Source organism: Pseudomonas sp. G3-19 (assembly GCF_054855875.1).
In genome coordinates, this window is the sequence record NZ_JBMPIQ010000003.1 from 4,842,041 (window position 1) to 4,863,745 (window position 21,705).

At 61.2% G+C, this 21,705-nt stretch carries 14 protein-coding genes and 2 tRNA genes; 12 read left to right on the forward strand and 4 right to left on the reverse strand.

Annotation, left to right across the window (positions count from 1 at the left end):
- Positions 1-209 precede the first annotated feature (209 nt).
- The 3 genes from ACOYXI_RS22120 (at position 210) to ACOYXI_RS22130 (ending at position 4,815) form a co-directional block, all read left to right on the forward strand.
- Positions 210-1,397 carry an ATP phosphoribosyltransferase regulatory subunit gene (locus ACOYXI_RS22120; protein ID WP_047600701.1) on the forward strand — a complete coding sequence of 396 codons (1,188 nt, stop codon included), beginning with the start codon at positions 210-212 and terminating at the stop codon, positions 1,395-1,397.
- A gap of 54 nt (positions 1,398-1,451) precedes the next feature.
- Complete coding sequence (locus ACOYXI_RS22125; protein ID WP_003221122.1) at positions 1,452-2,741, forward strand: adenylosuccinate synthase; 1,290 nt, start codon at positions 1,452-1,454, stop codon at positions 2,739-2,741.
- A 139-nt stretch (positions 2,742-2,880) separates the two neighbouring features.
- The gene (locus tag ACOYXI_RS22130; protein WP_098966935.1) at positions 2,881-4,815 is read left to right on the forward strand and encodes a methyl-accepting chemotaxis protein; all 1,935 of its coding nucleotides are present in this window, start codon (positions 2,881-2,883) and stop codon (positions 4,813-4,815) included.
- A 100-nt stretch (positions 4,816-4,915) separates the two neighbouring features.
- Here the strand turns inward: ACOYXI_RS22130 and ACOYXI_RS22135 are convergent, their stop codons facing one another.
- The 4 genes from ACOYXI_RS22135 to ACOYXI_RS22150 form a co-directional block, all read right to left on the reverse strand.
- Positions 4,916-6,481 carry an ABC transporter permease gene (locus ACOYXI_RS22135; RefSeq protein ID WP_282412715.1) on the reverse strand — a complete coding sequence of 522 codons (1,566 nt, stop codon included), beginning with the start codon at positions 6,479-6,481 and terminating at the stop codon, positions 4,916-4,918.
- Positions 6,481-7,491 (reverse strand): extracellular solute-binding protein, encoded by a 1,011-nt coding sequence (locus tag ACOYXI_RS22140; RefSeq protein ID WP_098966939.1) that lies wholly within the window; start codon positions 7,489-7,491, stop codon positions 6,481-6,483. The genes ACOYXI_RS22135 and ACOYXI_RS22140 overlap by 1 nt, the downstream gene beginning before the upstream one ends.
- A gap of 215 nt (positions 7,492-7,706) precedes the next feature.
- Positions 7,707-7,793 (reverse strand) — tRNA-Leu (locus ACOYXI_RS22145).
- A gap of 180 nt (positions 7,794-7,973) precedes the next feature.
- Positions 7,974-8,060, reverse strand: a tRNA-Leu gene (locus ACOYXI_RS22150).
- A 225-nt stretch (positions 8,061-8,285) separates the two neighbouring features.
- On the opposite strand from ACOYXI_RS22150, the gene rnr reads away from it, so the two are divergent.
- From rnr to ACOYXI_RS22195, 9 genes are all read left to right on the forward strand, one after another.
- Positions 8,286-10,916: a ribonuclease R gene (rnr, locus tag ACOYXI_RS22155; protein WP_027611420.1), complete on the forward strand. Its 2,631-nt coding sequence runs from the start codon at positions 8,286-8,288 to the stop codon at positions 10,914-10,916.
- Positions 10,913-11,677 carry a 23S rRNA (guanosine(2251)-2'-O)-methyltransferase RlmB gene (rlmB, locus tag ACOYXI_RS22160; protein WP_135294838.1) on the forward strand — a complete coding sequence of 255 codons (765 nt, stop codon included), beginning with the start codon at positions 10,913-10,915 and terminating at the stop codon, positions 11,675-11,677. The genes rnr and rlmB overlap by 4 nt, the downstream gene beginning before the upstream one ends.
- 309 nt (positions 11,678-11,986) lie before the next feature.
- Entirely contained in the window at positions 11,987-12,409 is a 423-nt protein-coding gene (gene rpsF, locus ACOYXI_RS22165) for a 30S ribosomal protein S6 (protein ID WP_003221133.1), read from the forward strand.
- Between the two features lie 28 nt (positions 12,410-12,437).
- A complete protein-coding gene (gene rpsR, locus ACOYXI_RS22170) occupies positions 12,438-12,668 on the forward strand; it encodes a 30S ribosomal protein S18 (protein WP_002551829.1) in 231 nt (76 codons plus the stop codon).
- A 36-nt stretch (positions 12,669-12,704) separates the two neighbouring features.
- Complete coding sequence (locus tag ACOYXI_RS22175) at positions 12,705-13,598, forward strand: hypothetical protein (RefSeq protein ID WP_210556700.1); 894 nt, start codon at positions 12,705-12,707, stop codon at positions 13,596-13,598.
- A 19-nt stretch (positions 13,599-13,617) separates the two neighbouring features.
- Positions 13,618-14,064 carry a 50S ribosomal protein L9 gene (gene rplI, locus ACOYXI_RS22180; RefSeq protein WP_003221136.1) on the forward strand — a complete coding sequence of 149 codons (447 nt, stop codon included), beginning with the start codon at positions 13,618-13,620 and terminating at the stop codon, positions 14,062-14,064.
- A gap of 120 nt (positions 14,065-14,184) precedes the next feature.
- Positions 14,185-15,582, forward strand: a complete 1,398-nt coding sequence (dnaB, locus tag ACOYXI_RS22185) for a replicative DNA helicase (RefSeq protein ID WP_047600693.1) — start codon at positions 14,185-14,187, stop codon at positions 15,580-15,582.
- Positions 15,583-15,774: 192 nt separating this feature from the next.
- Positions 15,775-18,078, forward strand: a complete 2,304-nt coding sequence (locus tag ACOYXI_RS22190) for a YgiQ family radical SAM protein (RefSeq protein WP_007967456.1) — start codon at positions 15,775-15,777, stop codon at positions 18,076-18,078.
- Positions 18,079-18,417: 339 nt separating this feature from the next.
- Entirely contained in the window at positions 18,418-21,693 is a 3,276-nt protein-coding gene (locus tag ACOYXI_RS22195) for a transglutaminase family protein (protein WP_282413218.1), read from the forward strand.
- Positions 21,694-21,705: the final 12 nt, after the last annotated feature.

Consider the following 21,705-nt stretch of genomic DNA (forward strand, 5'->3'; position numbering starts at 1 on the left):
TTTTGCGTCTGCACGTTTGATTGCTGTTTTTTGTTGCAGGCATCGGGTTGAATGGCCCGAGCGTTTTTCGAGGAAAGTGATGGGCGAAGCCGGTAACAGGCCTTTCGCCGCGTCGTTCATGCGCGTGCGTTTTGAACGGATCGGTCATTTTCTGCTTCACTCAAGGCTCGCCCGCAGGCTGGCCGCCCGGATCAAAGGGGAATGGCGTAATGGCAACGGTAGACCGCTGGCTGCTGCCAGATGGCATCGAAGAAGTACTGCCACCGGAAGCGGCGCGCATTGAAGTCGCGCGTCGTCAGGTGTTGGATCTGTTCCAGAGCTGGGGTTACGAGTTTGTCGTGACTCCCCATATCGAGTACCTGGAATCCCTGCTGACCGGTGCGGGCCAGGACCTGGATCTGCGTACCTTCAAGGTCATCGACCCGCAGTCGGGTCGGCAGATGGGGTTCCGTGCCGACATCACGCCGCAAGTGGCGCGCATCGATGCGCACACCCTGCGTCGCGAAGGCCCGAGCCGTCTGTGCTACGCCGGCAGCGTGCTGCATGCCCAGCCGCGTGCACTGTCGTCCTCGCGCAGCCCGATCCAGTTGGGTGCCGAGCTCTACGGCGATGCCAGCCCGAGCAGCGACGTTGAAGTGATCAGCCTGATGCTGGCCATGCTGCAACTGGCCGATGTGCCGGATGTACACATGGACCTTGGCCATGTCGGCATCTACCGTGGTCTGGCGCGTGCCGCCGGTCTGTCCGGTGAAGTCGAGCAGCAGTTGTTCGATGCGTTGCAACGCAAGGCCATCGACGAGGTCATTACCTTGACCGAAGGCCTGCCGGCCGATCTGTCCGGCATGCTGCGGGCGCTGGTCGATCTGTGTGGCGGCCGTGAAGTACTGAGTGCGGCCCGTGAGCGTCTGGCCAATGCACCGGCGCCGGTTCTGGCGGCGCTGGAAGATTTGCTGGAGATCGCCGATCGTCTGGCGACGCGTTTCCCGGAGTTGCCGCTGTACTTCGACCTGGGCGAGCTGCGCGGCTACCACTACCACACGGGTGTGGTGTTCGCGGTGTTTGTCCCGGGCGTGGGCCAGTCCATCGCTCAGGGCGGTCGTTACGACGACATCGGCGCCGACTTCGGTCGTGCCCGTCCGGCGACCGGCTTCTCTACCGATTTGAAAACCCTGGTGACCCTGGGGCGTGCTGAGATCGAGCTACCGTCTGGCGGTATCTGGATGCCTGACAGTACGGATGCGGCACTCTGGCAGCAGGTTTGCCAGTTGCGCAGTGAGGGTCAGCGTGTCGTTCAGGCATTGCCTGGACAACCTTTGGCCGCCGCCCGTGATGCGGACTGCGACCGGCAATTGATTCAGCAGAACGGGCTTTGGCAAGTATCGCCACTGGCTTCTTGAGTTTTCCTGCCGGCCATCGCCGGCACCAAGTTTGCGCGAATGAGGACAAGTGTTATGGGTAAGAATGTCGTAGTCCTGGGCACCCAATGGGGTGATGAGGGCAAAGGCAAGATCGTTGATCTGCTGACCGAACATGCTGCCGCCGTAGTGCGCTACCAAGGTGGCCACAACGCTGGCCACACCCTGGTGATCGACGGCGAGAAAACCGTCTTGCACCTGATCCCGTCGGGCGTGCTGCGCGAAGGCGTGCAGTGCCTGATCGGCAACGGCGTGGTGGTTGCACCTGACGCCCTGCTGCGTGAGATCACCAAGCTGGAAGAGAAAGGCGTACCGGTGCGCGAGCGCCTGCGTATCAGCCCGTCCTGCCCGCTGATTCTGTCCTTCCACGTGGCGCTGGACCAGGCCCGTGAAAAAGCCCGCGGCGAGCTGAAGATCGGTACCACCGGTCGCGGCATCGGCCCGGCTTACGAAGACAAGGTTGCCCGTCGTGGTCTGCGCGTGGGCGATCTGCTGAACATGCCGCGTTTCGAAGACAAGCTGCGTGAGCTGGTGGATTACCACAACTTCATGCTGGTCGGTTACTACAAGGAGCCGGCCATCGAGTTCGAAAAGACCTTGGCCGAGTGCAAGGAATACGCCGAGCTGCTCAAGCCGCTGATGCTCGACGTGACTGCCGAGCTGCACGACCTGCGTCGCGCCGGCAAAGACATCATGTTCGAAGGCGCTCAGGGTTCGTTGCTCGACATCGACCACGGTACCTACCCGTACGTGACCAGTTCCAACACCACCGCAGGTGGCGTGGCGACCGGTTCGGGCGTTGGCCCGATGTTCCTCGACTACATCCTGGGCATCACCAAGGCTTACACCACTCGCGTCGGCTCGGGTCCATTCCCGACTGAGCTGTTCGACGACGTGGGTGCGCATCTGGCCAAGCAAGGTCACGAGTTCGGCGCTACCACCGGTCGTGCCCGTCGTTGCGGCTGGTTCGACGCCGTCATCCTGCGTCGCGCTATCGATGTGAACAGCATCTCGGGCATCTGCCTGACCAAGCTGGATGTACTCGATGGTCTGGAAACCATCAACATCTGCACCGGCTACAAGGACGCGCAAGGCAATGCCGTGGCGCCGACCGACGCTGACAGCTACGTGGGCCTGCAGCCTGTGTACGAAGAAGTGCCGGGCTGGACCGAATCGACCGTGGGTGCCAAAACCCTGGAAGAGCTGCCAGCTAATGCTCGTGCCTACATTAAACGCGTTGAAGAGTTGATCGGCGCGCCGATCGACATTATTTCGACGGGCCCGGACCGCAACGAAACCATCGTTTTGCGTCATCCGTTCGCTTGATAAGTCGTTGATGTAAAAAACAAAGGCCCCTTAATCGGGGCCTTTGTCGTTTATGCCTGTTGGACGGCATGACCTTTGCTGTAAATCTTCCTACAAGAGTGCCATCAAATTAATGGCGTCAGAAGTAGAGGGATTCACAGTGTCGGCCGTTCTCTCACTGTTACAAAGCCGTTTGTTGCGGCCCGTGTTCGTTACCCTTGGTATCGCCCTTTTGGTGCAAGTGCTGGTGGCAGTCGCCCTGACACGAAGCACGGTCACGGCGCTGGAGGCCGATCTCGGCACTCGTCTGGGCGCTGACAGCCAAAAGCTCTCCGGCGAGCTGGAACAGGCCGGGCGTGAGGTCACCTCAAGCCTCGATAACCTTTCCTCAAGTACCCGGCAGCGTCTGACCGCCGGCCTGTCTTCCCGTCTGAAGGAGGAGCAGGCGCAACTGCGTACGACACTGGAAAAAGATCTCAAGGACTCGGCCAATGACATGGCTCAGTTGCTCGCCTCGGTGGCGCCGCGCGCCATGTGGGACAGCGACGTGCCGACCCTGTCCGAATTTGCTCGTCGCGCCCAGCGCAATCCCAACGTGTTGTTCGTGGTTTACGACGATGCCACCGGTCAACACCTGACGCGTTACCTCAACCGCGAAAATCCGATCAACAAGGCTTTGCTGGAAAAAGGCCAGGGCGAGCGCGCGCTGGACAAGGTGCTGGACGCGGCGAAAAACGATCCGTCGGTCTACTACCTCGAAGCCTCGATCAACCCTAACGGCGTGGAAATCGGCAAAGTGCTGATGGGCGTCTCGACCGCGTCGGTGGAAACCGATCTGGCGGCGCTCGACCAGCGCTTCTCGGCGCTGATCGCCAGCAGTGATCAACTGGTGGGCGACAGCCTCAAGGGCGCCGCCGCCGACAGCGCGACGGCAATGCAGGCGCGCCTGCAGTCGGCGCAATCCACCGCTGCCGAAATGAAAGCCAATACCACCAGCACGGTACAGGACGCCGCTGCGACCTTGCGCTGGCGGATCGGCATGGGTCTGGCGCTGGTCGGCTGTGGCGTGCTGCTGTTGCTGGCGGTGGTGCTGGGGCACCGGGTGGTCAATCGCTTGAAGATGCTCAATGCGGCGATGGACGATCTGGCGGCAGGCGAGGGCGACCTGACTAAGCGCGTGCAGATCAACAGCAAGGACGAAATCGGCGACATGGCCTCGGCGGTCAATCGCTTTGTGGATAAGTTGCAGCCGATCGTGCGCGAGGCGGGCGACGTGGCCCAGCGTACCGGTGTGGAAATCGGCGCCATGACCCTGCGCAATGCCGGTGCCGACGCAGCGGCCGGGATGCAGCGTGACGAAGTGGCGGAAAGCCTGCGCGCGCTGTCGCAAATGGCTGACGAGGCGCAATCGGAAAGCCATGCCATGCAGGCGGCGTTGAAGCAGGTGGTGGATATTCGCCAGGCCACCGATGAAAACACTCGTACCTCGGCGAAAGTCGGCAGCCTGATCGAGGCGCTGGCAGGGCAGGTTGATACCGGGGCGAAAGTCATCGAGCGACTGGCGCAGCAGAGCGAACAGATCGAAGTGGTGCTGACGGTGATTCACGGCATCGCCGAGCAGACCAACCTGTTGGCCCTGAATGCGGCGATCGAAGCGGCGCGGGCCGGTGAGACCGGCCGCGGTTTTGCCGTGGTCGCGGACGAGGTGCGCGCGCTGGCGAGCAAGACGCAAAGCTCGACCGGTGACATTCAGGCGCACATCGTCGCGTTGCAGCAGGGCGCGCGTGAGGCGGTCGAAGCGATCGGCCAGGCGGGGCGTCAGGCCAGCGAAGGTTTGCTGGTGTTACGCGACAGCGCACGGTTGCAGCAGTCAGTGCAGGCCTCGGTCGAGCAGGTGCATGCGGCGATCGGTCTGGCAACGCAGGCAGCGGCGCATCAGGCGCAGGGCGCGCAGGCAGTGCGTGGGCGGGTCGAAACGATTCATGCCCAGGCCGAGAAAGCGGCGCAGGCGGTGGTGGAAACCACGGCCAGTGGCAAGGTGCTGGATGGGCTGGCGGCGCAGCTGAAGGCCAGTCTGGGACAGTTCAGGGCCTGATGTTTCCCCCTTCGCGAGCAGGCCAGCTCCCGCATTCGATCGCATTCCTCTGGTGGGACTCGGTCAAACTGTGGGAGCGGGCTTGCTCGCGAAGGCGATTTCAGCGGCTCAGATACATCCGCGTCGTCAGCAGATACACCGGCAACCCCGACACCACAATCAACAACGCCGCATAAGGCGCCGCCGCCGCGAACTCGACATTTGCCGTATGCGCCCAGACCTCGGTCGCCAGCGTGTTCAGCCCGGTCGGACTGAGCAGCAGCGTCGCCGTCAATTCCTTCATCGCATCCAGAAACACCAGCGCAAACGCCGCACCCAGTGCCGGGAAGATGATCGGCAGGGTCACCCGGCAAAACGCGGTGAATGACGATGCCCCCAACGTGCGTGCCGCTTCCTCCAGCTGCGGCGCAGCCTTGTTCAGTGCCGTGCGGATCGGCGCCTGTGCCAATGGCAGGAACAGCAGCGCATAAGCGATCAGCAGCAATGCCGAGGTCTGGTACAGCGCCGGCACGTAGTGCAGGGCGAAATACACCAGCGTCAGCGCGATTACCAGGCCCGGCAAGGCGTGGAGCAGATACGGCAAGCGTTCGGCCCAGATCGCCAGTTGGCCCTTGTAACGCACCACCAGCAGCCCGACCGGCACCGCCAGCAGCAGGCACAGCGCTGCGCCACCCAGCGACAAGGCCAGCGAAGACAGCAGGGCTTCGGTGATCGCCGCGACCGGGAACGCTGCCGATGAGCCCACCGCCAGCCAGTACGCGAGCATTCCCAGCGGAATCCCGCTACCGACAATCGCCAGCAACAGGCAATAGAACTGACCGGCAACCGCCCACGGTCCCAACCGCACTTGCTCGGCTCGACGCGCTGCACCCTGGCCGGTGCGCACATGGCGCCCTTTACCGCGCACCCGCAGCTCCAGCCACAGCAGCATCAGACACAGCGTGAGCAGCACCGCCGAAAGCATCGCCGCATTGGCGTTGCTGAATTCCAGTTCGAATTGCTGGTAGATGGCGGTGGTGAAGGTTTGCAGGCCGATGATCGACAGCGCGCCGAACTCGACCAGCATGTGCAGGGCAATCAGCAGCGAGCCAGCCAGCAGCGACGGCCAGAGCAGCGGCAGGGTGACGCGGAAAAACACGCCCCAGCGATTCTGTCCCAAGGTGCGAGCCGACTCTTCAAGGGACGGATCGAGGTTGCGCAGGGTCGCCGCGACCGGCAGAAAGATCAGCGGATACTTCGACAGGCTCATCACCAGAATCGCCCCGCCGAGGCCTTCGAACTGCGCGCTCAACGACACCCAGGTGAAGCTGCTGACAAACGCCGGCACCGCAAATGGCAGGCACAGAATCACCCCCCACAGGCGTCGTCCCGGCAGATTGCTGCGCTCCAGCAGCCACGCCAGTGACAGGCCGATCACGCCGCAAGTCAGCGTTACGCCGACCATCAACGCCAAGGTGTTGCGCAGCAGACCGAATACGTAAGGGCGCCACAACAGGTGCAGCGCTTCGGCCCAACCGGCCTGCCAGGCTTTCAGGCCGACATAGGCCAGAGGCAACAGGCTCATGACCACCAGCAATAAAACCGGCAGCACCAACCAGATCGACGGCCGCTTGCGTCGTGGCACATAACCCCCGCGCGCGGCGGGGGCGGATAACGATGTGGCCATCAGTTCAGGCCAACTTCACGTTCCAGCTCCAGCGCTTCTTCGGCGTTGCCCAGATCGGCCGGGGTCACGTTCGGGGCTTCTAATTCGCTGAACGGCTTGAGTCCGCGATCCGATTCCATGCCTTTGTGCAGCGGATATTCGGCGGTGGTCTGAGTGATCACGCGCTGGCCTTCCTCACTGGCCATGTAGGCAAGGAATTGCTGGGCTTCTTTTGGATGTTTGCTGGATTTCAGCACGGCAGCGCTGGATACAGTGATCAGTCCGCCGACGTCGCCGCCGGTGAAGTAATGCAGTTTCGAGTCGAGTTTGCCTTTCTCGCGCTGCAGGGCGAACCAGTAATAGTTGTTCACCAGTACGGTGGCGACTTCGCCGTTTTCCACAGCTTTGAGGGCGACCATGTTGTTGCTGTAGGTCTTGCCGAAAGCGCGCAGGCCGGTCAGCCATTCTTCGGCGGCGTCGCGACCGTGCATCTTGATGATCGCCACGGCTTGTTCCTGGAATGCGCCGCTGGTTGGTACGAAACCGACTTTGCCTTGCCATTTCGGATCGGAGAATTCCATCACCGACTTCGGCAGGTCTTTCTCATCGACCAGTTTCGGGTTGTAGGCAACCACGCGAACCCGCGCGGTGACACCGATCCAGGTGCCGTTGCCGGCTACGTATTGCTTGGGCAGCACGGCCAGCGTGGCGTCGTCAGTCTTGGCCAGCAGGCCTTGCTCGCCGAGGTTGTTCAGCGGAGGAGATTCTTCGGTGTAAATCACGTCGGCGGGGGAACGGTCGCCTTCTTCGATGACCTGGCTGGCGAGCTGGTTGCTGCTGCCCTTGCGTACGTTGACGTGAATGCCGGTCTTGGCCTCGAAAGCCTTGGCGATCGCATCGCCGACTTCCTTGTGTTGACCGTTGTAGAGCGTCAGGGAAACCGCATCGGCTGCCTGGGTGAGGGGAGTGGCGAGTGCCAGGCCGAGCAGGGTGAAGGTCAAGCCGCGGCGCAGGGTATTTCGAAACATCATTCGCAGGGTTCCTCACTGTCGCATTGCAAAAACTTGCAACAATGATAAACGATATTGTTTCTCAAGTGCGCCTTGCGACGAGGGCGGAGGTTTGCTAGAGCATGATCTGGTGATCATGTGTGGCGAGGGAGCTGCAGGTTTTCAAACGCCAGAAACGCAAAAACCCGCTTTCGCGGGTTTTTGGGAAACTCAACGTCGTAACCTTGAGTTTGAATTGGTGCCCAGAAGAAGACTCGAACTTCCACGACCGTAAGGTCACCAGCACCTGAAGCTGGCGTGTCTACCAATTTCACCATCTGGGCATTCATCGCGAGCGTTGCCGCTGTTGATGTGGCGCACTATACGGAGCGCTTTTTGATCTGTAAACCCCTGATTTAATTTTAATTAATCAGTTTTAACAAACCCGTTCCTTAGAATGCAAAAAACCCGCTTTCGCGGGTTTTGTGTGAGTCTTGAAACTGATCTAGTCTCAAACTCGAAATTGGTGCCCAGGAGAAGACTCGAACTTCCACGACCGTAAGGTCACCAGCACCTGAAGCTGGCGTGTCTACCAATTTCACCACCTGGGCATCTCGTCAACGTATGTACGTCGTCGATGGCGCGCACTATACGGAGCGCCTTTTTAACTGTAAACCCCTGTCAGCAAAAAAAATGATTTTTTTTACCAGCGGTGTTCAAAAGGGCTTTCAGGCGTCGATACAAGGCTCCAGAAGGGCCTTATATAGTCGGAAATTTCCCGTTTGATGGCGCCTATGCCAAACTAACCCGCATATAGACAAGGTGAAAACTCTCTAATGGCCGATTGGCAGTCCCTCGATCCCGAGGCCGCTCGTGAAGCGGAAAAATATGAAAACCCTATTCCCAGCCGCGAACTGATCCTGGCGCATCTCGCCGATCGGGGTTCGCCTGCTGCCCGCGAGCAACTGGTCGAAGAGTTTGGTCTGACCACAGAAGACCAGATCGAAGCCCTGCGCCGCCGCCTGCGCGCCATGGAGCGCGACGCTCAATTGATCTACACCCGCCGTGGCACCTATGCGCCGGTGGACAAGCTCGACCTGATCCTCGGCCGCATCAGCGGTCACCGCGACGGTTTCGGCTTCCTGGTGCCGGACGACGGTAGCGATGACCTGTTCATGAGCCCGGCGCAGATGCGTCTGGTGTTCGATGGCGATCGTGCGCTGGCCCGTGTTTCCGGTCTCGACCGTCGTGGCCGCCGTGAAGGCGTGATCGTCGAAGTGGTGTCCCGTGCCCACGAAACGATCGTCGGTCGCTACTTCGAAGAGGGCGGTATCGGTTTTGTCGTTGCCGACAATCCGAAGATCCAGCAGGAAGTGCTGGTTACGCCAGGCCGCAACGCCAACGCGCAGATCGGTCAGTTCGTCGAGGTGAAAATCACCCACTGGCCGACGCCGCGCTTCCAGCCGCAAGGCGATGTGGTCGAAGTGGTCGGCAACTACATGGCGCCGGGCATGGAAATCGATGTCGCGCTGCGTACCTACGACATTCCGCATGTCTGGCCTGAAGCGGTACTCAAAGAAGCCGCCAAGCTCAAGCCGGAAGTCGAAGAAAAAGACAAAGAGAAGCGTGTCGACCTGCGCCATCTGCCGTTCGTCACCATCGACGGCGAAGATGCCCGCGACTTCGACGACGCGGTCTACTGCGAAGCCAAACCGGGCAAGTTGCGCCTGTTCTCCGGCGGCTGGAAGTTGTACGTGGCGATTGCCGACGTTTCCAGCTACGTGAAGATCGGTTCGGCGCTGGACAACGAAGCCCAGGTACGCGGCAACTCGGTGTATTTCCCCGAGCGCGTGGTGCCGATGCTGCCTGAACAGCTGTCCAACGGCCTGTGCTCGCTGAACCCGCACGTCGATCGTCTGGCCATGGTTTGCGAGATGACCATCTCCAAGTCCGGCGAAATGACCGACTACTGCTTCTATGAAGCGGTGATCCATTCCCACGCCCGTCTGACCTACAACAAGGTCAGCGCGATGCTGGAAACCCCGAAAGCCACCGAAGCGCGCAAGCTTCGCGGCGAATACACCGACGTGGTGCCGCACCTCAAGCAGCTCTATGCGCTGTACAAAGTGTTGCTGGCTGCCCGTCACGTGCGTGGCGCGATCGATTTCGAAACCCAGGAAACCCGGATCATCTTCGGTTCCGAGCGCAAAATTGCCGAAATCCGTCCGACCACCCGTAACGATGCGCACAAGCTGATCGAGGAATGCATGCTGGCGGCCAACGTGGCCACCGCCGAATTCCTCAAGAAGCACGAAATCCCCGCGCTGTACCGTGTCCACGACGGCCCGCCACCGGAGCGTCTGGAAAAACTGCGCGCGTTCCTCGGCGAGCTCGGCCTGTCCCTGCACAAAGGCAAGGATGGCCCGTCGCCAAAGGACTATCAGGCCCTGTTGGCGAGCATCAAGGACCGTCCGGATTTCCATCTGATCCAGACCGTGATGCTGCGCTCCCTGAGCCAGGCGGTGTACAGCGCCCAGAACGAAGGCCACTTCGGCCTGAATTACGAAGCCTATACCCACTTCACCTCGCCGATCCGTCGTTACCCGGACCTGCTCACGCACCGCGCCATCCGCAGCGTGATCCATTCGAAACAGGACACTCCGCACGTTCGTCGTGCCGGGGCGATGACCATTCCGAAGGCGCGCATCTATCCGTACGACGAAGCGGCGCTGGAGCAACTCGGCGAGCAGTGCTCGATGAGCGAGCGCCGTGCCGACGAAGCCACCCGCGATGTGGTGAACTGGCTCAAGTGCGAGTTCATGAAAGATCGCGTGGGCGAATCGTTCCCGGGGGTGATCACCGCCGTGACCGGTTTTGGTCTGTTCGTCGAGCTGACCGATATCTACGTCGAAGGCTTGGTGCACGTCACCGCGCTGCCAGGCGATTACTACCACTTCGACCCTGTGCATCACCGCCTGGCGGGCGAGCGCACCGGTCGCAGCTTCCGTCTCGGCGATACCGTTGAAGTGCGCGTGATGCGCGTCGATCTCGACGAGCGCAAGATCGACTTCGAGATGGCCGAAAAAACCATCAGCGCACCGATTGGTCGCAAGAAACGTGGCGCCGATACCGCAGCGCCTGCGAGCAAGGCTGTGGAAGACAAGGCTCCGGCCAAAACCGCTAGCCGTCGTCCGGCCAAGGAAAAAGCTGTCGAGGCCTATCGCCCGAGCGATGCCGTGGCGAAAAATGCCGAGCTGCGCAAAAGCCGTGAATTGAAGAAGGCCTTGCTGGCCGAAGCCAAAAGCGGTGGTAAAGCGGCGTCTGGGGGAAAGACCGGACGGTCGGCGCCTGAGAAGGCCGTCGGCGGCAAGCCAGCCAAACCGAGCAAACACCGTAAAGGCCCGCCAAAAGCGGGTTCGGCTCCAGCCAAAAGTGGCGGGTCGCGTAAACCGAAGGCGAAGTCATGAGTCAGTTGGAAAAAATCTACGGCGTTCACGCGGTAGAAGCGTTGTTGCGTCACCACCCGAAACGCGTCAAGCAGATCTGGCTGGCCGAAAGCCGCAACGATCCGCGCGTGCAGACCCTGATCGAACTGGCCAACGAAAATCGTGTGCAGATCGGTCAGGCCGAGCGCCGCGAAATGGACGCCTGGGTTGAAGGCGTGCACCAGGGCGTGGTGGCGGACGTCAGTCCGAGCCAGGTCTGGGGCGAGGCGATGCTCGATGAGCTGCTCGACCGTACCGAAGGCGCACCGCTGTTGCTGGTGCTCGACGGCGTGACCGACCCGCACAACCTCGGCGCCTGCCTGCGTTCGGCGGATGCTGCCGGCGCGCTGGCGGTGATCGTGCCCAAGGACAAGTCGGCAACCCTGACGCCGGTGGTGCGTAAAGTGGCCTGCGGCGCGGCGGAAGTGATTCCGCTGGTGGCGGTGACCAACCTCGCGCGCACTCTGGAAAAGCTTCAGCAGCGCGGTCTGTGGGTGGTCGGCACGGCGGGTGAGGCCGAGGTCAGCATTTATGACCAGGACCTGACCGGCCCGACCATCCTGATCATGGGCGCCGAAGGCAAAGGCATGCGTCGCCTGACTCGCGAGCACTGCGACTATCTGGTGAACCTGCCGATGGCCGGCAGCGTCAGCAGCCTCAACGTGTCCGTGGCCACCGGTGTGTGTCTGTTCGAAGCACAGCGTCAACGCGGCGCCAAGGCCAAGGCTGCAGCCAAGAATTAAGGCTGTACGCAAACAAACTGTGGGAGCGGGCTTGCTCGCGAAAGCGGTGTGTCAGACAACAATAATGTTGCCTGATGAAACGCATTCGCGAGCAAGCCCGCTCCCACAGTGTTTTGTGCGAAGGCAAAGAAATGGTGGTTGTTCAAATAATCACCAATTGCCTTGCACCTCCGCAGTCCCTTCTCTACAATTGCGCCCCTTGCTGTGACGGCAGGCACGCATGTGCCCCGCGCCAGCAAGTCCATAAGTGTCATTCACTCCTTGTCTGACCGTTTTTGAGCGGCAGGCTACAACCCGTAAGGAGCATTCATGCGTCATTACGAAATCATCTTTCTGGTCCACCCTGACCAGAGCGAGCAAGTCGGCGGCATGGTTGAGCGTTACACCAAGCTGATCGAAGAAGACGGCGGCAAAATCCACCGTCTGGAAGACTGGGGCCGTCGTCAACTGGCCTACGCAATCAACAATGTTCACAAGGCTCACTACGTGATGCTGAACGTTGAGTGCACTGGCAAGGCCCTGGCCGAGCTGGAAGACAACTTCCGCTACAACGATGCTGTGATCCGTAACCTGGTCATCCGTCGCGACGAAGCCGTTACCGGCCAGTCCGAGATGCTCAAGGCTGAAGAAAACCGCAGTGAGCGCCGTGAGCGTCGCGACCGTCCTGAGCACTCCGACGCTGATGGCGTTGAGGGTGATGACAGCGACAACAGCGATAACGCTGACGAGTAATCCACGGACCTTTTAAGGAGCCTATCAAATGGCACGTTTCTTCCGTCGTCGTAAATTCTGCCGCTTCACCGCTGAAGACGTGAAAGAGATCGATTACAAAGATCTCAACACTCTGAAAGCCTACGTATCCGAGACCGGCAAAATCGTTCCAAGCCGCATCACCGGTACCAAAGCTCGTTATCAGCGTCAGCTGGCCACCGCTATCAAGCGCGCCCGCTTCCTGGCCCTGCTGGCCTACACCGACAGCCACGGCCGCTGAGACCGGGCAGTCGACAAGTAGCAAAGGATTGAATGCATGCGTGCCTTAGCTGAGTTCATCATGCGAGGCCGTATGCAGGCCACTCTCGTGGTGGCCGGATGTGCAACATTGCCGTTGTTGTATTGGTTGGGTGCTGCCGCCGGGAGCCTGGTGCTTCTGCGGCGCGGACTGACGGACGCCATTGGCGTTCTGTCCCTGGGGCTGCTGCCGGCTTTGGTCTGGTGGCTGTATGCCGATGATCCACGGGCACTTCTGGTGCTGCTGGGGTCTTCGGGGCTTGCGTTGGTGTTGCGCGCAAGCGAGTCCTGGGTTCGCACGCTGCTGGTCAGCGTAGTGATTGGAGTGGTGTTTTCAGTGGTGCTCGGGGCAGCGTTTGCGGCCCAGATCGAGATGCTCGCGCAGGCCTTGATAAAGGTCATGCCGGCGCTTCTTGGTGAAACCTACAAGCAATTGTCGGTCGATGAGCAAGCGCGCTTCGCGTCCCTGATTGCACCAGTCCTGACCGGACTGATTGCGGCTCTGTTGCAGATCGTCAGCGTGCTGAGCCTGATTGTCGGGCGGCATTGGCAGGCGTTGTTGTACAACCCGGGTGGTTTTGGTCGCGAGTTTCGCGCCATCCGGATCCCGCTGGGGCCGGCGATGTTGCTGCTGGCGTTGATGCTTCTGGGCCCGAATCTCGGTGCACAGATGGCCATGTTGACGCCGTTGTGCAGTGTACCGCTGGTGTTCGCCGGACTCGCCCTGATTCACGGGCTGGTCGGGCAGAAGCGACTGGCCGGTTTCTGGCTGGTGGGGTTGTACGTCACGCTGCTGTTGTTCATGCAGCTGCTCTATCCGTTGCTCGTGGTTCTGGCCATTGTCGACAGCCTGATTGATTTTCGCGGTCGTCACGTGTCGAAAGACACCGATAACGCGAACGGTGAAGGTTAAAAGTTAAGAGGATTTCCACATGCAACTGATCCTTCTGGAAAAAATCGCCAACCTGGGCAACCTGGGCGACAAAGTAAACGTTAAGGCCGGTTACGGCCGTAACTACCTGCTGCCTTTCGGCAAGGCTACCGCTGCGACCGCTGCCAACCTGGCTGCGTTCGAAGAGCGTCGTGCCGAGCTGGAAAAAGCCGCCGCAGACCGTAAAGCATCGGCTGAAAGCCGTGCTGCCCAACTGGCCGAGCTGGAAGTGACCATCACTGCCACCGCTGGCGACGAAGGCAAGCTGTTCGGTTCGATCGGTACTCACGACATCGCTGACGCACTGACCGCTTCCGGCGTTGAAGTGCAGAAGAGCGAAGTTCGTCTGCCGAACGGCACCATCCGCAACGTGGGTGAATTCGACGTGGCTGTGCACCTGCACGCCGAAGTTGAAGCCACCGTACGCGTTGTCGTGGTAGCAGCTTAAGCAATACTTGTCGGCTGGCACCCTCGGGTGCTTGCCGGTAACATCGGGCACGATCCTGTTTACAGGTCGTGCCCTTTGTCTTTCTGGTACTCCCGTTTTCAAACCTGACTCCAAGTGGCCATGAACGAAATCACCGCTCCCGAGCAATACGATCTGCAAACCGCTGCCCTGAAGGTGCCGCCGCATTCCATCGAGGCCGAACAGGCCGTACTCGGTGGTCTGATGCTGGACAACAACGCCTGGGAACGCGTGCTCGATCAAGTCTCCGACGGCGATTTCTACCGACATGACCACCGTCTGATCTTCCGTGCGATCGCCAAATTGGCCGATCAGAACATGCCGATCGACGTCGTGACACTTGCCGAGCAACTGGACAAGGAAGGTCAGACGTCCCAGGTCGGCGGCCTCGGTTACCTCGGCGAACTGGCGAAAAACACGCCGTCCGTCGCCAACATCAAAGCCTATGCGCAGATCGTTCGCCAGCGCGCGACGTTGCGCCAGCTGATCGGTATCAGCACCGAAATTGCCGACGCCGCCTTCAACCCTGAAGGCCGTACAGCCGAAGAGATCCTCGACGAAGCCGAACGGCAGATCTTCCAGATCGCTGAGGCGCGGCCGAAGACCGGCGGCCCGGTGGGGGTCAACGAACTGTTGACCAAGGCCATCGATCGCATCGACACCCTGTTCAACACTGCCGACGCGATTACCGGTCTGTCCACCGGATATACCGACCTCGACGAGAAGACCAGTGGCCTGCAGCCGTCCGACCTGATCATCGTCGCCGGCCGTCCGTCGATGGGTAAAACCACCTTCGCGATGAACCTGGTGGAAAACGCCGTACTGCGCAGCGACAAGGCGGTGCTGGTGTACTCCCTCGAGATGCCAGGTGAATCGTTGATCATGCGTATGCTCTCGTCCCTCGGTCGTATCGACCAGACCAAGGTGCGTTCCGGCCAACTGGAAGACGACGATTGGCCGCGCCTGACCTCGGCGGTCAACCTGCTCAACGACCGCAAGCTGTTCATCGATGACACCGCCGGCATCAGCCCGTCGGAAATGCGCGCGCGGACCCGGCGTCTGGTGCGCGAGCACGGCGACGTCGGCCTGATCATGATCGACTACCTGCAGCTGATGCAGATTCCCGGCTCCAGCGGTGACAACCGGACCAACGAGATTTCCGAGATTTCGCGATCCCTGAAAGCCCTGGCCAAGGAATTCAACTGCCCGGTGGTGGCGCTGTCGCAGCTCAACCGTTCCCTGGAACAACGTCCCAACAAGCGTCCGGTGAACTCCGACTTGCGGGAATCCGGAGCGATCGAGCAGGACGCCGACGTCATCATGTTCGTGTACCGGGACGAGGTGTATCACCCGGAAACCGAACACAAGGGCATCGCCGAAATCATCATCGGCAAGCAGCGGAACGGCCCGATCGGCTTTATCCGCCTGGCCTTTATCGGTAAGTACACCCGCTTCGAAAACCTCGCGCCGGGCAGTTACAACTTCGACGACGATGAGTAAATTCTTCATCGTTTGAGCTGACGCTTTCGCGAGCAAGCCCGCTCCCACACCTGGAATGCATTCAAATGTGGGAGCGGGCTTGCTCGCGAATGGGCGTGGCGCAATTTCCGACCACAGCCGTCGGAATTGGTCAAAATTTGTGCTATATTCCGCGCCCGCGAAATTCAATGAAAGCCAACACCGGTTATCGACATGCAAGCAGCCAAGCCGTTATTTGACTATCCGAAGTACTGGGCCGAATGTTTCGGGCCAGCGCCATTCCTGCCGATGAGCAGGGAGGAGATGGATCAGCTCGGCTGGGATTCCTGCGACATCATCATCGTCACCGGTGATGCCTACGTCGATCACCCGTCGTTCGGCATGGCGATCATCGGCCGGCTGCTGGAGTCCCAAGGCTTCCGCGTCGGGATCATTGCCCAGCCGAACTGGCAATCCAAAGACGACTTCATGAAGCTCGGCGAGCCGAACTTGTTCTTCGGCGTCGCGGCCGGCAACATGGACTCGATGATCAACCGCTACACCGCGGACAAGAAAATCCGTTCCGACGACGCCTACACCCCGGGTGGCATGGCGGGCAAACGTCCGGATCGCGCGAGCCTGGTTTACAGCCAGCGCTGCAAGGAAGCCTACAAGCATGTGCCGATCGTCCTCGGCGGCATCGAAGCTTCCCTGCGTCGCATCGCCCACTACGACTACTGGCAGGATCGCGTGCGCAACTCGATCCTGATCGACGCCAGCGCCGACATTCTGCTGTACGGCAACGCCGAGCGCGCCATCGTCGAAGTGGCCCAGCGTCTGTCCTACGGGCACAAGATCGAAGACATCACCGACGTGCGCGGCACCGCGTTCATCCGTCGTGACACGCCGCAGGGCTGGTACGAAGTCGACTCCACGCGTATCGACCGTCCGGGCAAGGTCGACAAGATCATCAACCCGTACGTCAACACCCAGGACACCCAGGCTTGCGCCATCGAGCAAGAGAAGGGCCCGGTGGATGATCCCGAGGAAGCCAAGGTCGTACAGATCCTGGCCAGCCCGCGCATGACTCGCGACAAGACCGTGATCCGCCTGCCGTCGATGGAAAAGGTGCGTAACGACCCGGTCCTGTACGCCCACGCCAACCGCGTGCTGCACCTTGAAACCAACCCGGGCAACGCCCGTGCGCTGGTGCAGAAACATGGCGAGATCGACGTCTGGTTCAACCCGCCGCCGATTCCGATGACCACTGAAGAAATGGACTACGTGTTCGGCATGCCTTACGCACGGGTTCCGCACCCGGCGTACGGCAAGGAGAAGATTCCGGCCTACGACATGATCCGTTTCTCGGTGAACATCATGCGTGGCTGCTTCGGCGGCTGCACCTTCTGCTCGATCACCGAGCACGAAGGCCGGATCATCCAGAACCGTTCCGAAGAGTCGATCATTCGCGAAATCGAAGAGATCCGCGACAAGGTCCCGGGCTTCACCGGTGTCATCTCCGACCTCGGCGGCCCGACCGCGAACATGTACCGCATCGCCTGCAAGAGCCCGGAAATCGAATCCGCGTGCCGCAAGCCGTCCTGCGTATTCCCAGGCATCTGCCCGAACCTGAACACCGACCACTCGTCGCTGATTCAGCTGTACCGCAGCGCCCGTGCCTTGCCGGGTGTGAAGAAGATCCTGATCGCCTCCGGCCTGCGTTACGACCTCGCGGTCGAGTCGCCGGAGTACGTCAAAGAACTGGTGACCCACCACGTCGGTGGCTACCTGAAGATCGCCCCGGAGCACACCGAGGAAGGTCCGCTCAACCAGATGATGAAACCGGGCATTGGCAGCTATGACAAGTTCAAGCGCATGTTCGAGAAGTACACCAAGGAAGCAGGCAAAGAGCAGTACCTGATCCCGTACTTCATCGCCGCGCACCCGGGCACCACCGACGAAGACATGATGAACCTGGCGCTGTGGCTCAAGGGCAACGGCTTCCGTGCCGACCAGGTGCAGGCGTTCTATCCGTCGCCGATGGCCACCGCAACCGCGATGTACCACTCGGGCAAGAACCCGCTGCGCAAGGTCACCTACAAGAGCGACGGCGTGACCATCGTCAAGAGCGAAGAGCAGCGCCGCCTGCACAAGGCGTTCTTGCGTTATCACGACCCGAAAGGCTGGCCGATGCTGCGCGAAGCGTTGATTCGCATGGGCCGTGGTGATCTGATCGGTCCGGGCAAGGATCAGTTGATTCCGCTGCATCAACCGGCTACCGACAGCTACCAGAGCGCCCGTCGCAAGAACTCGACGCCGGCCGGCAGCCACAAGGTCGCGAAAGAGAAGACCACCAAGATTCTCACCCAGCACAACGGCCTGCCGCCGCGTGCCAGCGACGGTGGCAATCCTTGGGACAAGCGTGAACAGGCCAAGGCTGCGGCATTCGCCCGCAACCAGCAGGCGGCCAAGGAGCGCAAGGAAGCGGCCAAGGGCAAGGGGCCGAAACCGGCTCGCAAGCCCGTCGTACCGCGCTAAATCGCTTTTTGTTTCAACAGAACGCCAACCTTCGGGTTGGCGTTTTGCATTTCAGGTTTCAGGAAATGCGCTGAATCGACTGGCCCCTTCGCCGAGCAAGCCCGCTCCCACAGTTGGAATGCGGTCTCCTGTGGGAGCGGGCTTGCTCGCGAAGGCGTCATCTTAGGCGCCGCATCTACCACTGCCGCCACATTTAGGCGCAACTTCCTCAATCCATTTCCCCGCATCGCCCGATTTTGGTGCTGTACTGCCCTGAGCATTCCGGGAAAGCGCCCAAGCCTCTGCATGGCATAAGTCTTGCGCGCTTTCGAATACGCTTAGGCTCGCAGGAGGCACGCCGTGTCGATTCATGTCGCATTGCATCACGTCACGCATTACCGCTACGACCGCGCTGTCGAACTCGGCCCGCAGATCGTACGCCTGCGTCCGGCCGCCCACAGCCGCACGCGGATTCTTTCGTATGCGCTGAAGGTCTCGCCCGAGCAGCATTTCATCAACTGGCAGCAAGACCCGCAGGGCAACTACCTCGCGCGTCTGGTGTTCCCCGAGAAAACCGACGAGTTGCGCATCGAAGTCGATCTGCTGGCCGAGATGGCGGTGTTCAACCCGTTCGACTTCTTCCTCGAACCCTACGCCGAGAAAATCCCCTTCACTTACGCGGCCGATGAGCGCAAAGAGCTGGCGCCGTACCTCGAAACCTTGCCGCTGACCCCGGCATTCAAAGCCTATCTGGACGGGATCGACCGTACGCCGCTGCCTGCTGTGGATTTCCTGGTGATGCTCAACCAGCGCCTCAGCGAAGACATCCGCTACCTGATCCGCATGGAACCGGGCGTGCAGACCCCGGAACACACCCTCGAACATGCGTCCGGCTCCTGCCGCGACTCGGCGTGGCTGCTGGTGCAACTGCTGCGCAACCTCGGGCTGGCCGCGCGGTTCGTTTCCGGTTATCTGATTCAACTGACCGCCGACGTGAAGAGTCTCGACGGCCCGTCCGGCACCGAAGTGGACTTCACCGACCTGCACGCCTGGTGCGAGGTGTACTTGCCGGGCGCTGGCTGGATCGGTCTGGATGCTACGTCCGGGTTGTTCGCCGGTGAAGGGCATATCCCGCTGGCCTGCAGTCCCGATCCGTCCTCGGCGGCGCCGATCAGTGGCCTGGTCGAACCGTGCGAATGCCAGTTCAGCCACGAAATGTCGGTGGAGCGGATCTGGGAAGCACCACGGGTGACCAAGCCCTATACCGATGAGCAGTGGCTGGCGATTCAGGCGCTGGGCCGGCAGATCGATGCCGACTTGCTGGAAGGCGATGTGCGCCTGACCATGGGCGGCGAGCCGACCTTCGTCTCCATCGACGACCCCGATGGCGCCGAGTGGAACACCGCCGCGCTGGGCCCGGACAAGCGCCGCCTCTCCGCCGAACTGTTCCAGCGCATGCGCCAGCACTATGCGCCGAAAGGTCTGGTGCATTTCGGTCAGGGCAAGTGGTACCCGGGCGAGCAATTGCCGCGCTGGTCGCTCAACTGCTACTGGCGCCGCGATGGCGTGCCGATCTGGCAAAACAGCGCGCTGATCGCCGATGAGCAGCAGGACTACGGCGCCGATGGCGAACTGGCGGGACGCTTTCTTGCGAGTGTTGCCGAACGCCTGAAACTGCCTGCTCGTTTCGTGTTTCCAGCCTACGAAGACAATTTTTATTACCTCTGGCGTGAGGGCGCATTGCCGAGCAACGTCAGCGCTGAAGACTCGCGTCTTGAAGAACCGCTGGAGCGTGCGCGTCTGCGCAAGGTTTTCGCGCAGGGCCTGGATAAAGTGATCGGCCAGGTGCTGCCGCTGGCCCGCACCGGCAAGGGTGATCAATGGCAGAGCGGGCGCTGGTATCTGCGCGACGAGCATTGCCGACTGGTACCGGGGGATTCGCCGCTGGGTTATCGCTTGCCACTCGGCTCGCAGCCGTGGGTGAAGGCCGCCGAGTATCCGTTCATTCATCCCAACGATCCGAATCAGGACTTCCCCGAGCTGCCGAACACCGCGCAGCTCAACAGTCATGCCGAACCCGCCACGGCCGCCGAACGCGCGCCGAAAATTGACGAGTCCGCCGACTGGCTGACCCGCACCGCCTTCTGTGCCGAAGCGCGCGAAGGGCGTCTGTATCTGTTCATGCCGCCGCTGGAGCGGGTCGAGGACTATCTGGAACTGGTGGCGGCCATCGAAGCCACCGCCGAAGAGCTGCATTGCCCGGTGCTGCTGGAAGGTTACGAGCCGCCGAGCGATCCGCGCCTGAGCAACTTCCGCATCACCCCGGATCCGGGCGTGATCGAGGTCAACGTGCAGCCGTCCGCGACTTGGGACGAACTGGTCGAACGCACCGAGTTTCTCTATGAACAGGCGCGGCAAACCCGCCTGACCACCGAAAAATTCATGATCGACGGGCGCCATACCGGCACCGGCGGCGGCAACCATTTCGTCCTCGGTGGCGCGACCCCGGCAGACTCACCATTCCTGCGCCGCCCGGACCTGCTGCGTAGCCTGATCAGCTACTGGCACAACCATCCGTCACTGTCCTACCTGTTTTCCGGTCTGTTCATCGGCCCGACCTCGCAGGCGCCGCGGGTCGATGAAGCGCGCAACGACGCCCTGTACGAACTGGAAATCGCCTTCGCGCAGATGCCTGAACCGGGCGAAGCGTGCGCGCCGTGGCTGGTGGATCGACTGCTGCGCAATTTGCTGATCGACGTCACCGGCAACACTCACCGCGCCGAGTTCTGCATCGACAAACTGTATTCGCCGGATGGCGCTACCGGGCGCCTTGGCCTGCTGGAGCTGCGCGCCTTCGAAATGCCGCCGCATGCGCGGATGAGCCTGGCTCAGCAGTTGTTGCTGCGTGCGCTGGTTGCGCGATTCTGGCGCGAGCCCTACGCGCCGCCGAAACTGGCGCGCTGGGGCACCGAGCTGCACGACCGCTTCATGCTGCCGCACTTTATCGAGCAGGATTTCGCCGACGTCATCGTCGAACTGAACAACGCCGGTTATCCATTGCGCGCCGAGTGGTTCGCTGCGCATCTGGAGTTCCGTTTTCCCAAGGTCGGCGATTACGCGGTCAGCGGCATCGAGATGGAGCTGCGCCAGGCGCTGGAACCTTGGCATGTGCTGGGCGAGGAGGGTACGGCCGGCGGCACGGTGCGTTATGTCGATTCGTCGCTGGAGCGTTTGCAGATCAAGCTCAGCGGCCTGCCGCCGCAGCGCTATCTGCTGACCTGCAACGGCATTCCGCTGCCGCTGCAACCGACCGGGCGCATCGGTGAGTTCGTCGCCGGCGTGCGCTTTCGGGCCTGGCAACCGGCCAACTGCCTGCAACCGACCATCCCGGTGCACGCGCCGCTGGTGTTCGACCTGCTCGACACCTGGATGCAGCGTTCACTGGGCGGTTGCCAGTACCACGTGGCGCACCCGGGCGGGCGCAATTACGAGACGTTACCGGTCAATGCCAACGAAGCGGAGAGCCGGCGCATGGCGCGGTTTTTCCGCATCGGACACACGCCGGGGAAACTTCCGATACCGAACCTGACAATCTCCGACGAGTTGCCGATGACGCTCGATTTGCGACGTTTCTAAGTCCTGCACGAC